Origin of the sequence: Methanomicrobium antiquum (assembly GCF_029633915.1) — an archaeon.
Lineage (GTDB): Archaea > Halobacteriota > Methanomicrobia > Methanomicrobiales > Methanomicrobiaceae > Methanomicrobium > Methanomicrobium antiquum.
In genome coordinates this window covers 395,281-409,202 of the sequence record NZ_CP091092.1, presented here as the reverse complement: position 1 = coordinate 409,202, position 13,922 = coordinate 395,281, and the positions used below count along the sequence as shown (strand labels likewise).

The window sequence follows — 13,922 nt, the reverse complement described above, 5'->3', positions numbered from 1 at the left end:
ATGGGAGACTGGAATAAAGCGATTGCAGTATTTGATGAGATGAAATTTCCCTTAGACTGCAATGAATTTGAGGACAAAATTATTGCCCAAAAGACAATATGCCTTCTTCAGCTAAAGGGCATGGAATTTAATTATCCATTTGGTATGTATGTTCGCGGCTCATATTCCCCGGCATTCACTAAAGACTATTATGATCACAAACTGGAGTTTAAAAATCTCAGTTCAGGTTCTTTATTATCAGATTATGAGAGAGTGATAGTTAAAACCCTTGATAATCTCTTTTTAAAGAACGCTCCCCTTCTTGAGATTGGTGCAACATATGCCTATATTGTTAAAAATACGAACAGATCACCCGTTGAAGCATTCCGTATCATAAAAGAGACAAAGGGCTTTTATCGCGACACCCAGATTGCAAAGGGCATTTCAAAGGCAAAGGAATTTTTATTTGAGCCAACTAAAAAAGATCTCGAATGGCTCAAAAAAGAGACGGGGCCGATGCAGCAGGCGTCTATTAAATCCATGAGGCATTAGGAATGATATTTCAGGACCCGGGCGAAGTCTGGTTCATTGAACTTGAAAACAGTCGCGGGCATGAACAGTCAGGGACCCGCCCGGCAGTCGTTCTTGCAAAATCTTTTGGGATGCACACGGTCGTTCCTTTTACTACATCAGAAAATGCCGCTAATTTCCCACATACACATATGGTTGAACCGGACTCAAAGAATGGTCTTTCGAGTTTAAGTTTTGCAATGTGCTTTCAGGTTTCATCACTTGATGAAGACAGATTCATCAGAAAAGCAGGGAAATTGTCCAAAAGTGATCTGGAATGCATAAAAGAACTTTTGAAAGATCTTCTGGATTTATAATTACTTTCAATAATCTAAAAGGCAGGGTGAATGTTTAGACATCTTTCAAAACTATGCCTTCTTTCAACATTAAGTTAGAAAAATGTGTACAGTCATCACAAAATAAGTTTCAAAAATGTGTACTGGACGCACACAATATACACAGCCGGCAGGGGCATGGTATTTGTGCCCATACTATTATAGAGGCGGCAAATTAGAGATATAATGAAATTAGAGGAAATTTATGTTTACAATCTATGTTTACGTTCCTGATACTTTAGCCGACTGGGAACTGGGATATGTTACTTCGGAGCTGAACTCGGGGCGTTTTTTCAAAAAAGACGCAGAGCGTGTTGCGCTTAAAACGGTCAGTTATTCCAAAGAACCGGTCATTACAATGGGCGGGATGAAAATTGTGCCCGATTGCTTAACTGATGATATTGTTGTGAGTGAAAAAAGCATTTTGCTGTTGCCGGGCGCAAATACATGGAACGATAAAAAGCATGGCGCAATTATAGAAAAAGCAGGCGAACTTCTCTCATCAGGCGCTACGGTGTGTGCAATCTGCGGGGCCACCACTGCACTTGCCAATTTTGGGCTGCTTAATAATCGTCCGCATACCAGCAACGGACCGGGATTTCTTGAAATGTTTTCTCCCGGTTATAAAGGTCAAAATTTTTATGTAGACAAACCATCGGTAGCGGATAATAACCTTATTACTGCAGGTTCCACCGGAGCATTGCTTTGGGCGAAACAAATTATTGAGCATTTAGGTGTTTTTAAGTCAGACACACTGGAATCATGGTATGATTATTTTAGTACCGGGAAGCCTGAGCATTTCTATGCCCTCATGCAGACTTTGCAGTCCGACAATGAAAACTAAATCCACCTTTGTCATAATCAGAACAGGAACATAGGCTGGTGATGCGAAGCGGGGATACACCACACATAAGCAGGGGCCGGGACGATAAGGCAGGCCCCCTGCGGGCTTAATAAAAACCAGCTCAGCCGGATAAAACAAGGTCGTTTTTGCGATATGAGATTCGCAAGTCCCGACCGGTACAATAAAAAAAATCATTTCTCACCACCTCTGGTGAGGAATTCGCCCCCTCCACCGCTGCACCGTTTCACTACTGCAACAGGAGGTTCGCTGATCTTTTCCTAAATATGTCCTGGTATCTGTGACACCGGAAACAGGCTCGTCCTTCTCGCCTGGTTCAGGCTGAAAATAAATATAGTTCATTCAATTAATTTTTTTTATTTTTTAAAATATCTTTTAAAAATTAGCGCTATTTACAATAGTAATTATGAACAATAATAATTTTACATGAAGGTTACTTCGTAACTTACATGAAACTGTTGCATGAAATGATAATATTATGAACTTTTTTCAGGATAGGTGATTTTACTGCAATTAAATATTTATCCAATCTTTTAAAAAAATCTAGAATCTACTTAATGTATCAATGGCTGAAATAATCTGAGTATTCACTTCCTTCCTTTGAATCTCATCCAAAATTGCTTCTGAATCATTCAGCCTTTTCAATGCATCTATCAATATAGGAATGTGTGATTCGTCATCAGTATTTTTAAGACCAATTGCAGATGCTATTAAAAGACCTGGGTTATTAGTCTGTATACCGTCAATGAACAACCTGATATTATCTCTTGTTACCATATTTTCTGATTATGAAAATTTCATTAGATAAATCTATCTGAAAAATACTTCTCCTAAAAACAATAATCAATTTAAATATATTTATTCTTAAAATTTATAGAAATTATTATTCACAAATCACTAACAATAGTGAATATTATGCAATATAATTAGAGAATCCAAAAAAAGTTTTCCTTTTTTCCTTCTGAAATTTGAAGTTCAAACATTGATGATAAAAGAAAATACCATTCTATTCGATGAAATTTAAATTAATAAAAATTCAAAATCTATGAGTCAGGCAAAATCAGATGATATGAAAATTAAATATGCGCGATATAATCATTCTGATTATCATCTATGTTTCATAAGAAAAGATAGATGTTTTGAAATAATTAAAGAAATTCAAACAATGATTTCGTTTTTCAGAAATATCATTTGTTTCATTTTTTTTCAATCTATTCTCTCAAATCCAAATCTATTTCTTTTTGTAAATATTAAGCCCGATTTTAATGTCGTCATCACCGGGTACTGATATATTTCCTTCAGTGGATGCAATGGTAATTGATTTGCCTGACTTTGACTCCCCAAAATCCTTTGAAAGATCAACCTTAATGACCAAAAATGTACCTTCTTTACTCATCTCAACATTTTTCATAATTTTATTATTAAGAATCATTCAATATCAATGCAATGCATGCATTGTGAAAGTAAAATACCAATACAAAATATTAAACTAAAATTCCTTACTCCTTTTATTTATATCAAACATCATATTTTACTTTAAACGTATTTTGCTATAAAAATCTATTACGCTACAAAAATCTATTTTTTTCAATCGTATAATTGTAAAAAGAGGAATGCTCTAAAAATACAATACCCTGAAAAAATCTTTAAAAAAAAGAATTGCTATCATTTATAATCAGGAATACCATAAACTAATTCAGAGATTAAATGAAACCTGACAAAATTCCGGCCCTTGCAAGAACACTAACTCTGCCGGAAGTAACAATTACAGGAATTGGCGTAATACTTGGAGCCGGGATTTATGCACTTATAGGCGAAGCCGCATCTATGGCCGGAAACGCACTATGGTTCTCATTTATGCTTTCTTCATTGATTGCATTATTCACTGGTCTTTCCTACATGGAGCTTTCATCAATGTTTCCACTCGCAGGAGCAGAATATGAATATACAAAACACTCCATAGGCCCGACAACCGGATTTGTTATTGGTATGCTTGTTGTATTTTCAGGCATTTTAGGATCATCTACTGTGGCACTTGGATTTGGAGGATACCTAAACGGCCTTATAAATTTCCCAATAATTCTTTCTGCCATTTTTTTAATAGCTTCATCATCATTATTAATTTTTATCGGCATTAAACAGTCAGCAAAAGTTGCAATAATATGCACAATAATAGAAGCAGGAGGAATTGTAGGAATTATCCTGCTTGGCCTTCCATACATAGGAGATGTTGATTACCTTGCAATGCCTCTTGGCTTTGCCGGAATTTTTCAGGCGTCAGCACTTTTGTTTTTCGCATTTCAGGGCTTTGAAGAGATTGTAAAACTCTCTGAAGAGACTATAGAACCTGAAAAAAACATTCCCAAAAGTCTGATTTTTGCAGTGCTTATTACAATTGTTCTATACGTTGCAGTCTCAATATCAATCGTCAGTATAGGCGGCTGGCAGGAAATTGCAGGATCATCTAATCCATTTGCAAAGGTTGCAGGAATAGCATTTCCAGGCGGATATACACTATTTTCTGCAATCGCTCTTTTTGCAACCGCAAATACAGTTCTTCTGATGCTTCTTTCAGGTTCAAGGATAATCTACGGCATGGCAAAAAAAGGAAATCTTCCAAAAAAATTTGCTGAAGTCCATGAAATACATAAAACTCCGACATTTGCAATAATTACGGCAGGAATTGCCTCAATAATATTTCTTGGATTTGGAAACATCAGTGACGTTGCATATCTTGCAAATTTCACACTTTTTGTGACATTCGCAGTCATCAATTCTTCAGTAATTATTCTCAGATTCAAATATCCGGACTATAAAAGGCCTTTTAAAATCAAATGGAGTTTATTTAAAATACCTGTTATTCCAGCCATAGGTCTTATGACATGTATTTTCTTTTTGATTCAGCTTGAATTTGATATAATCTTAAAAGGTGGTGCACTTTTGACAATTCTGATAATTACAGGATTGACAACAGGGAAAAAAAGAACGCAGAAAACATAAATAAATCTTAAAAATAACGAATAAATTAATATTTTATCTAAATTTGAAAAAATGTTATTAAATTTCATATATTTTTTTCCCTTTAGATCTTTTTTATCCTTTAATTGTTAAAAAACGTCCATGAAATTATATTCCATGCACCGGTTTCATGTAAGTTACAAAGTAACTTTCATGTAAAACGCACATGATGAGCGTTTTTCATCACACAAAAAGTGATGAAAGTTTATTAGGAATTTTGACTTTCATAGAAATCAAATGTATTTTCAGGTGAATCAAAAAAATTCAATTTTGATTTCCCTGTTGATTTCCAACTGACCATTCATCCGACTGTTTGTATTTCAGTTCTTCAGCAAACCAAAGTGTTCTCTGGGGGAATGGAATTTCTATACCGTTTTCTTCAAGTGCTATCTTAATTTTCCATAATAACTCAGTTCTTACATCCCACCACACTGATGACGGAGACCATATTCTTATCTTTAGATTCACTCCGTTATCAGCCAGTTCATCCACATATATGGACGGAACGGGATTTTTCAATGCAAATGGATGCTTGTTTATTACTTCCCAGATAATATTTGCGGCCAGTTCTGCATTATCTTCATAACGAATTCCCACAGTATATTCAAATCTTCTGACAATATGGGCTACATAATTCTGAATTTCTGCTGTAAACATTTTTTCATTGGGAATCCTGGTGAATATTCCGTCATATGTCTTTATGACAGTAGATAATATCTGAATATCCTCAACTGTCCCTGTTATATCTCCAACACCAATATTATCTCCAATTTTTATCGGCCTTTCAAAGAAAAGAATTATACCGGATATTGCATTAGAAAAAAAATTCTGTCCGGCAATACCAACAACTATTGCCATTAAACCACCGGTTACAAAGATAGCAGACAAATCAATCTTTAAATAAGGAAGAGCAAGTAAAATACCAACTACAATTATTATAAGCGAAATTACTTTTGACAGACTTTCCTTGTCACTTTCAGGCATCCGGTCAGATATGCGACGTTTTAAATTAACAGAAATTACTTTTGCAATTATTAATGAGGATAACAGTATTAAAAAGAAAATTATCAAATCTGCTGTAGTAAGACCACTTTCTGTTAAAGGATGATAAAATATAGCTGTAACATTAATGCTCAATCAAATCCCCATTCCATCATATAATTTTTTTTCATCACAGAAATATTTCTGGTCATGTAAAGCTCTATTGATTTTTCCATATCAGGAAGTATTGGAAGATTTAAAAATTCTGTTGTGGCGTTATTCTTCTGATATATCTTCATGTGGGCAATCATTGAAACAAGATCTTCTCCATAATACATTTTCATACCATATCCGTCAAACACAGCTTTTGAAACAGAATGAATACTGCTGTCATTGTTAATTATATTAAATTCAAGGACACCTTCCTTTAAAATATCAATTTCAGGGAGTTCCTTGTAAATACTGCTTTTGCTATATCTGACTATATTACCGTCTGTAGGCGTTCCATACAAAGAATATTTAGGATCAGTTCTGGTAAATAAATCAACTATCTCTATATCATTACCGGATTCTAAAAATACGCCTATTTCGATTGGAAAAGTCAGATATAACTTTTCTTCAGTATTTGGAGCAATCAATATTCTGTCAATATCAATTTCCAGAAATCTTGTGATATTTTGTGGAAGATTTACAGGTTCTACAGGATTTATATGTATTTTTCCCTTGTCTGCGGCGATAAGGGTTTTAAATTTTTTTCCGCAACATTCCCGGATATAATTGTAAATTCCATTTTTTTCTGTGACATCAATAGTTATCCCTTCCATTTCAATGTGAAAAGGATAGCTGTATAATCCATACATTGCAAAAAAAGTAGATTTAGATAGATAATAAACTTTGGTAGAGATGAAGAAAAAGTTTAAAAAAATATTGAAATTTATAAGAAATCTAATATAAATAATTGAAATACTGAAAAAAGATAAATATTTCACATTTTTTTTTATAAATAAACTTTCACAAAAAAACTTCCAAGGATAAAAACTTCCCGGTAGAACATAAAAGATGAAACTAAAGCAAAATAGAACTTTAAACATAAAAAAACTAACAAAAAAGACTTTCTCTTTCAAGAACAATTGCAGCGTTAGATGTTTTCCGAGAACTCGCGTATCTCAGTACCGCATCTGACGTAAACGGGCTTAACTGCCGGGTTCGGAATGAGTCCGGGTGTTGCCCCGTTGCTGTGGCCGCAATTGAAAACCGGAAGTAAGGACTGAACCTTACGATTCTTATATTTTTTCCGGTGACGGATAAGTATACAACACAATCTAGATTTCGTCTGAATTTTAGCGGTTTTAACCGTATATTACTGAATTATCGGACGTTAGTACCTGTGGACTGAACACGTCGTTGCCTTCGTGCGTACATCCCAGGCCTATCAAGCGGGTCTTTTACCCGTGTCCTTTAGCGGAGTCTCTTTTTAGGCTGGATTTCAAGCTTAGATGCTTTCAGCTTTTACCCCTTATCGCGTAGCCACCCGGCATTGCCCTGTCGGACAACCGGTCTACCAGTGGCGACGACGGAAAGTTCCTCTCGTACTATTTCCGTCTTGCCTTCAGACTCCCAACACTCCATATAGATAGTAACCGACCTGTCTCACGACGGTCTAAACCCAGCTCACGATCCCCTTTAATAGGCGAACAACCTCACCCTTGGCTGCTGCTGCACAGCCAGGATGGAAAGAACCGACATCGAGGTAGCAAGCCGCCGGGTCGATATGTGCTCTTGCCGGCGACGACTCTGTTATCCCCGGGGTAGCTTTTCTGTCGTCAATAGCACTCATCAAAAGCGCGTATTGGTTCGTTAGACCCGAGTTTCCTCTCGCAGATACTTGCTATGCGTATCAGCGTCAGGCCAACTTTTGCTCTTGACACTCTCCTGTGAGTTTCTGACTCACATGAGTTGACCTTGGGGCACCCTTGATATTTTTTCGAGGGTGTGGCGCCCCACCCAAACTGCCTACCTACCGATGTCCTCTCAGAAGAGAGTTAGTGTTACAATAAACCAAGGATGGTGTCTCAGATTGCGACTAACCGTTCCCCACGAGGAACGGATCAACGTCTCCCATCTACTCTGCGCAAGGAATATCGTAACACAACGACAGGCTGCAGTAAAGCTCCACGGGGTCTTCACTTCCCATATGGAGGCCCTAGCCTCTGCACTAGGATAAAATCTTCAACGGACTTGTGTTTGGGACAGTAGGACTCTCGTTAATCCATTCATGCAAGTCGCCAATTAAGCGACAAGGTACTACGCTACCTTAAGAGGGTCATAGTTACCCCCGCCGTTTACAGGTCCTTCGTCCGGTTGTACCCGGTTTTCAGATACCTGCACTGGGCAGGAATCACAGACTATACTAGTCGTTTCCGAGTTGCAGTCTGCTATGTTGTTATTAGACAGTCGGAGTCCCCTGGTCACTGCGACCTGCCCAATCGCTGGGCAGGCACCCCTTATTCCAAAGTTACGGGGCTATTTTGCCGAATTCCCTAAACACAATTAAACCGACACGCCTTAGCCTTCTCAGCTAGGGGCACCTGTGTCAGATCTCGGTACGGTCATCTTGTCCCCTTTTCACGGGTTCCGGGAGTTTGCTTAATTACTTCATCACGCTTTCTCCTAATTCTCACCATTACGGTTCTCCAAAGGATTATACGCTTGAACAGGGCGACAGCCCTGCTAAACATATCCTGAAACGTCAGGATGATTGACAGATGGTACAGGAATATTAACCTGTTTCCCTTTCGCTGTACTCGAATTACGGTACAACTTAGGACCGACTAACCCTCGACTGACGAACATTGTCGAGGAAACCTAGCCCCTTCGGCGGTTGGGATTCTCACCCAACTTTGCTTCTACTAATGCCAGAATTCTCATTTCTACACGGTCCACAGGAGCTTACACCCCTGCTTCTGCCCATGCAGAACGCCTCTCTACGCCATCACATTGCTGTGGTCCGTGGTATCTGTGGTAGGTTTGAGCCCCGTCCATTTTCTGCGCCCTAAATCTCGACTGGTAAGCTGTTACGCACTTTTTAAAGGATAGCTGCTTCTGAGCTCACCTTCCAGTTGTCTTTGACCTAGGACCTCATTTAGTGTTTACACTTAACCTACACTGAGGGACATTAACCACGGTCTGGGTTGTCTCCCTTACGCATTACAAGCTTACCCCGTAATGCGGACTTCCAAGCTTCTACGACGACGGGGAATTCGGAGTTTGACAGCAGGGTAAGGAATTTCTCCCCCAACTCCCACAATCAGTGCTCTACCTCACCGTCTATCTCTGCTCAGGTCATGCTACGGCATGTTTCGAGAGGAACCAGCGGATGCCCGGTTCGATTGGCCTTTCACCCCTATACGCAGGTCACACGAATGATTTGCATATCAATACCGCTTCGGCCCTCCACGCAACTTTCGTCACCCTTCAGCCTGCCCACGCATAGATCACCGGGCTTCGGGTCTTATCCTGCTGACTTCGCGCACTTTTAATACGCCGTCCCATGTATAAACTACGGACTTGTCGCTTTCGCTTCGGCTTCCCGTAAGGTTAACCTCGCCAACAGAATAAACTCTCTGGCCCGTTCTTCAAAACGTAAGTTATGACGCTGGCAATGCACCCCATACTAAAGCCTCGCGACTTGTTCTTTCGGTGCAAAGATCCTTTAACGCCATAACACACAATCACCTGCCAGTTTCAGGCACTTTTAACCACCTTTCCAGGGTTACTTTTCAGCTTTCGCTCACGCTACTATTGCGCTATCGGTTTCGAGGAGTATTTAGTTTTGGAGGTTGATGACCCCCGATTTCACGCGAGAATTCCAACCCGCGCTACTCAGGACTTCACTTATCTAAAGATTGTTATATGTACGGGACTGTCACCCTCTATGGTTTGACGTTTCAGAAAAAATTCCACTTCGAATCTTTAGACGAACAGTGAGCCTATAACACCACATCTCCCGCGTAAGCGGGATTCAGTTTGAACTCTGTCGTTTTCGATCGCCTTTACTAACGACATCTCGTTTGATTTCTCTTCCTCTCCCTACTAAGATGTTTCAATTCGGGAGGTTACCGATTGTTACCAATCATGCCATTAAGGCATAGGATGTCCCATTCGGGGATCTCCGGATCATAGAACCCTTGCGTCTTCCCGGAGCTTATCGCAGCTTGGCACGCCCTTCATCGGCACTCGAACCGAGCCATTCACTGACAGGCTTAATGTAATTCAGCAATTTTTTGTATCGGTTTAACCGCTAAAATCCATTTAACGTCTAGTGTGTTGTATACCTGTGCATGTCGTCAACGAGTCAGTTGCGTCGCGTGCTGACTCTCAGACCTTCCCCGGTAATTCACATTTCCGGGTGCATCGTAAAGCTGAATCGGTTAAAATTCAGCTTAAGTGGACCCAGGGGGATTTGAACCCCCGGCCTCGGCGTTGCAAACGCCGCGCTCTTCCAGCTGAGCTATGAGCCCCTGAACTTTATTCTCTATTTCTGTTGGCATCGACAATTTTACGGTCTATTTAGTAACCAGCTAATGTGTGATCTGTCGTTAGGAGGTGATCCAGCCGCAGATTCCCCTACGGCTACCTTGTTACGACTTAACCCTCCTTGCGAAACCTAGATTCGACTGTAGCAATAACTACAGCCTCATCCAAACCTCACTAAGATGGTTTGACGGGCGGTGTGTGCAAGGAGCAGGGACTTATTCACCGCGCTGTTTTGAAGCGCGATTACTACGGATTCCAGCTTCATGTGGGCGAGTTGCAGCCCACAATCCGAACTTGGGACAGGTTTAGGAGATTAACTACACTTTTCAGTGCCGTTTCTCATTGTCCTGACCATTGTAGCCCGCGTGTAGCCCGGATAATTCGGGGCATGCTGACCTACCGTTGCCCATTCCTTCCTCCTCTTTAGCAGAGGCGGTCCCAACAGTGTCCCCATCATTCCGGAGAACATGCTGGCAACTGTTGGCGTGGGTCTCGCTCGTTGCCTGACTAAACAGGATGCTTCACAGTACGAACTGACGACGGCCATGCACCTCCTCTCAGCTGGTCAAGCAAGGTCTTCAGCCAGGCTATCATTCCGCTGTCTTATCCGGTGAGATTTCCGGCGTTGAGTCCAATTAAACCGCAGGCTCCACCCGTTGTGGTGCTCCCCCGCCAATTCCTTTAAGTTTCAGCCTTGCGACCGTACTTCCCAGGCGGCACGTTTCACGGTTTCCCTTCGGCACCCCAGTGACTCGTGGTCACCAGTACACCTAACGCGCATCGTTTACGGCTGGGACTACCGGGGTATCTAATCCCGTTCGCTCCCCCAGCTTTCGTTCCTCACTGTCGAAGCCGTTCTGGTAAGATGCCTTCGCCATCGGTGGTCCCTCGAGGATTACAGAATTTCACTTCTACCCCCGAAGTACCTCTTACCTCTCCCGGTTCCTAGACTCCCAGTATCTCTTAAACGCCCCACGGTTGAGCCGCGGGATTTCCCAAGAGACTTAAGAGTCCAGCTACGAACGCTTTAAGCCCAATAAAAGTGGTCACCACTCGAGCCGCCGGTATTACCGCGGCGGCTGGCACCGGTCTTGCCCGGCCCTTTCTTCAGATGCTTTTTATACACCCGGACAGCCCGCGTATACGGGCACTCGGGGTTCCCTTATCACAGTTTCCTGCATTGTAAAGTTTTCGCGCCTGCTGCGCCCCGTAGGGCCTGGAATCGTGTCTCAGATTCCATCTCCGGGCTCTTGCTCCCACAACCCGTACCGATTACAGGCTTGTTGGGCCGTTACCCCAACAACTACCTAATCGGCCGCAGATCCATCCTAAGGCGCCGGAACTTTTGATTAAAGAACATTCCAGTATCTCTAACCTATGGAGTATTATCCCCAGTTTCCCGGGGTTATGCTCCACCTTAGGGCAGGTTATCCACGTGTTACTGAGCAGTCCGCCGAGGGTCTGAACCCTCTCGACTCGCATGGCTTAATCGAACCCCGATAGCAGTGACCTCTGGCAGGATCAACCAGAATTAATTATTATTGAAGATACTTTTCACTTCGGCACACTTGTTCTATCGACTTGTATAAACCTGTAAGCTATAAGCTCACATTATTTCAGTTTTTTAAAATCACAAAGGAATTAGCGGTTACTAAATAGATTTCCGCATTGTCAATGCCAACGTCAGAACCGACGCCCCCATCCGGGCGGTTTCGGCTCCCCATCAAGAATTGTGAGATAACATATTGGCGTTATTAGATTATAAAGCCTGTTGTTTGTCTCGCATAAAGTCAGGAAACTCGTAACAGATGACTGAGTCATCTGAACAGTCCACATACTTAATTTATTTTCCGTATATTCGGCGTTTTTTACTTTCAGGCAATTTTAGAGCCTTTTTCACCAGAATACTTCGGCTTTACAAAGTGGTATTTTGTCACATATAAACCTTGTTAAGTTATGGCAGATTTTGTGCGTTTTGGTCACTTCAGGGTGGTGTCAAAAACGCTGATTCGGTCTTTTTCTGGTTCTTTTTATAGGTACGCGCAAATGAGGGTGAAAAAATCTGTTAAAAAAATGAGTCAAAATCCTTCCACCCACAAAAAAATAAAGATAAAAGTCAGAACATTTTGATGTTTAAGAACAAAAAACCGGATATAAATCCTGATGAATTTTTAATTTAAAATTCTTTTCTTTTCAAAAAAGGTTTAAACTGATAATCAAACAATAAATCAGATTGATTTTTTAAGACACTGTTATTTCAAAAAATAATTTAAACCAAAAAGTGATGATAAGTTTATCAGGAATTTTGATTTTTATAGCAAATCAGAGATTTTCTCAGGCCCCTTTACCAAAACACTTACAATATATTAATTAGAAGGGGTATATCAGATGTCATTAAAAGTATTTTACAGGAGAGATAATTGTGAATGAATCAACAGACAACAATTCCTCTGAAAAAGTAATGGTGGAGATAAAAAACCTCACCAAAATATTTGGATCAAAACCTGAAAAGGCAGATAAATACATAAAAGAAGGGCTTTCAAAAAAAGAGATCTTTGAAAAAACCGGTCAGAATGTAGCTTTAAAAGATTTAAATTTTGAAGTTTACTCCGGAGATATTTTTGTTTTAATGGGTCTTTCAGGATGCGGAAAATCAACTCTTCTAAGATGTATAAACCGACTGATAACGCCCGAACATGGACAGATTATAATTGACGGAAATGACATCTCTAAAATCGAAGGAGAGGAACTTTTGAATCTTCGCCGCTATAAAATTGCAATGATTTTTCAAAGCTTTGCACTTCTCCCCCACAAAAGCATCATTGACAATGTTGCATTCGGACTTGAAATTCAGGGTGTTTCTGATGAGGAAAAATATAAAAAAGCAAAAGATGCAATAAAACTTGTCGGCCTTGACGGATATGAAGAAAGCCGGCCATCTGAACTTTCAGGAGGAATGCAGCAAAGAGTCGGGCTTGCAAGAGCGCTTGCATCAGATCCTGACATCTTATTAATGGATGAAGCATTCAGTGCATTAGACCCACTGATACGAGGCGATATGCAGGATGAACTCCTTACGCTTCAGGAAAATCTTCAAAAAACCATTATTTTTGTAACCCACGACCTTGACGAGGCGCTAAAACTTGGAACAAGAATAGCACTCATGAAAGACGGAGAAATTCTTCAGATTGGAAACGCCGAAGAAATTTTGACAAACCCTGCCAACAAATTCGTTGAGAAATTTGTAGAAGGCGTCGATATGGTAAAAGTTCTTTGTGCATCTGATGTCATGAAAAAACCAGAACCACTAATATCCATAGACTCCGGCCCGAACAACGCCCTTCACTTCATGGAAGAATTTGGAATATCCAGTGTATTTGTAGTATCAAAAGGCAGAAAGTATGAAGGACTAATTCTTGCAGAAGATGCGACAAAAGCAAAAAAAGAGGGGAATAAACTTGCAGACATTATCAAAACAGACATTCCGGTTGTAAAAACAACAACCTCCATTGCAGACATAATACCAGTAATGGCAGATTCTCCATACCCTATTGCTGTTCTTGACGAAAACGACAAAATGAAGGGAATCATAATAAAAGGATCTCTTCTGGCAGCACTTGCACGAATGGAGGTGATCTGAT

The 13,922-nt window shown here is 40.3% G+C and carries 9 protein-coding genes, 1 tRNA gene and 3 rRNA genes; 5 read left to right on the top strand and 8 right to left on the bottom strand.

Annotated features, from left to right (window positions below):
- The 3 genes from L1994_RS01950 to L1994_RS01940 all read left to right on the top strand — a co-directional run bounded on the left by L1994_RS01950 (window position 1) and on the right by L1994_RS01940 (window position 1,728).
- Window positions 1-531 carry a hypothetical protein gene (locus tag L1994_RS01950; RefSeq protein ID WP_278100017.1) on the top strand — a complete coding sequence of 177 codons (531 nt, stop codon included), beginning with the start codon at window positions 1-3 and terminating at the stop codon, window positions 529-531.
- 2 nt (window positions 532-533) lie between these two features.
- Window positions 534-866 carry a type II toxin-antitoxin system PemK/MazF family toxin gene (locus L1994_RS01945; protein ID WP_278100016.1) on the top strand — a complete coding sequence of 111 codons (333 nt, stop codon included), beginning with the start codon at window positions 534-536 and terminating at the stop codon, window positions 864-866.
- A 223-nt stretch (window positions 867-1,089) separates the two neighbouring features.
- Window positions 1,090-1,728, top strand: coding sequence for a type 1 glutamine amidotransferase family protein (locus tag L1994_RS01940; protein WP_278100015.1), 639 nt, complete (start codon window positions 1,090-1,092; stop codon window positions 1,726-1,728).
- Window positions 1,729-2,289: 561 nt separating this feature from the next.
- On the opposite strand, the gene L1994_RS01935 is transcribed toward L1994_RS01940, so the two are convergent.
- Both L1994_RS01935 and L1994_RS01930 read right to left on the bottom strand, forming a co-directional pair.
- Complete coding sequence (locus L1994_RS01935; protein ID WP_278100014.1) at window positions 2,290-2,523, bottom strand: hypothetical protein; 234 nt, start codon at window positions 2,521-2,523, stop codon at window positions 2,290-2,292.
- A 454-nt stretch (window positions 2,524-2,977) separates the two neighbouring features.
- Window positions 2,978-3,142, bottom strand: coding sequence for a hypothetical protein (locus tag L1994_RS01930; protein ID WP_278100013.1), 165 nt, complete (start codon window positions 3,140-3,142; stop codon window positions 2,978-2,980).
- A 311-nt stretch (window positions 3,143-3,453) separates the two neighbouring features.
- On the opposite strand from L1994_RS01930, the gene L1994_RS01925 reads away from it, so the two are divergent.
- On the top strand, window positions 3,454-4,746 hold the full coding sequence (locus L1994_RS01925) for an APC family permease (protein WP_278100012.1): 1,293 nt from the start codon (window positions 3,454-3,456) through the stop codon (window positions 4,744-4,746).
- Window positions 4,747-5,028: 282 nt separating this feature from the next.
- Here the strand turns inward: L1994_RS01925 and L1994_RS01920 are convergent, their stop codons facing one another.
- From L1994_RS01920 to L1994_RS01895, 6 genes are all read right to left on the bottom strand, one after another.
- Window positions 5,029-5,901, bottom strand: coding sequence for a mechanosensitive ion channel family protein (locus L1994_RS01920; protein ID WP_278100011.1), 873 nt, complete (start codon window positions 5,899-5,901; stop codon window positions 5,029-5,031).
- Window positions 5,898-6,605, bottom strand: coding sequence for a DUF432 domain-containing protein (locus tag L1994_RS01915; protein WP_278100010.1), 708 nt, complete (start codon window positions 6,603-6,605; stop codon window positions 5,898-5,900). Before L1994_RS01915 ends, L1994_RS01920 begins: the two co-directional genes overlap by 4 nt.
- Window positions 6,606-6,872: 267 nt before the next feature.
- Window positions 6,873-6,994 (bottom strand): 5S ribosomal RNA (rrf, locus tag L1994_RS01910).
- Between the two features lie 110 nt (window positions 6,995-7,104).
- Window positions 7,105-10,025 (bottom strand): 23S ribosomal RNA (locus tag L1994_RS01905).
- Between the two features lie 167 nt (window positions 10,026-10,192).
- Window positions 10,193-10,265: transfer RNA gene (locus L1994_RS01900), tRNA-Ala, on the bottom strand.
- Between the two features lie 80 nt (window positions 10,266-10,345).
- A 16S ribosomal RNA gene (locus L1994_RS01895) occupies window positions 10,346-11,813 on the bottom strand.
- Together the 16S, 23S and 5S rRNA genes with 1 tRNA gene alongside form the textbook arrangement of a ribosomal RNA operon.
- A gap of 890 nt (window positions 11,814-12,703) precedes the next feature.
- On the opposite strand from L1994_RS01895, the gene L1994_RS01890 reads away from it, so the two are divergent.
- Window positions 12,704-13,921: a quaternary amine ABC transporter ATP-binding protein gene (locus L1994_RS01890; protein ID WP_278100009.1), complete on the top strand. Its 1,218-nt coding sequence runs from the start codon at window positions 12,704-12,706 to the stop codon at window positions 13,919-13,921.
- Window position 13,922 lies beyond the last annotated feature (1 nt).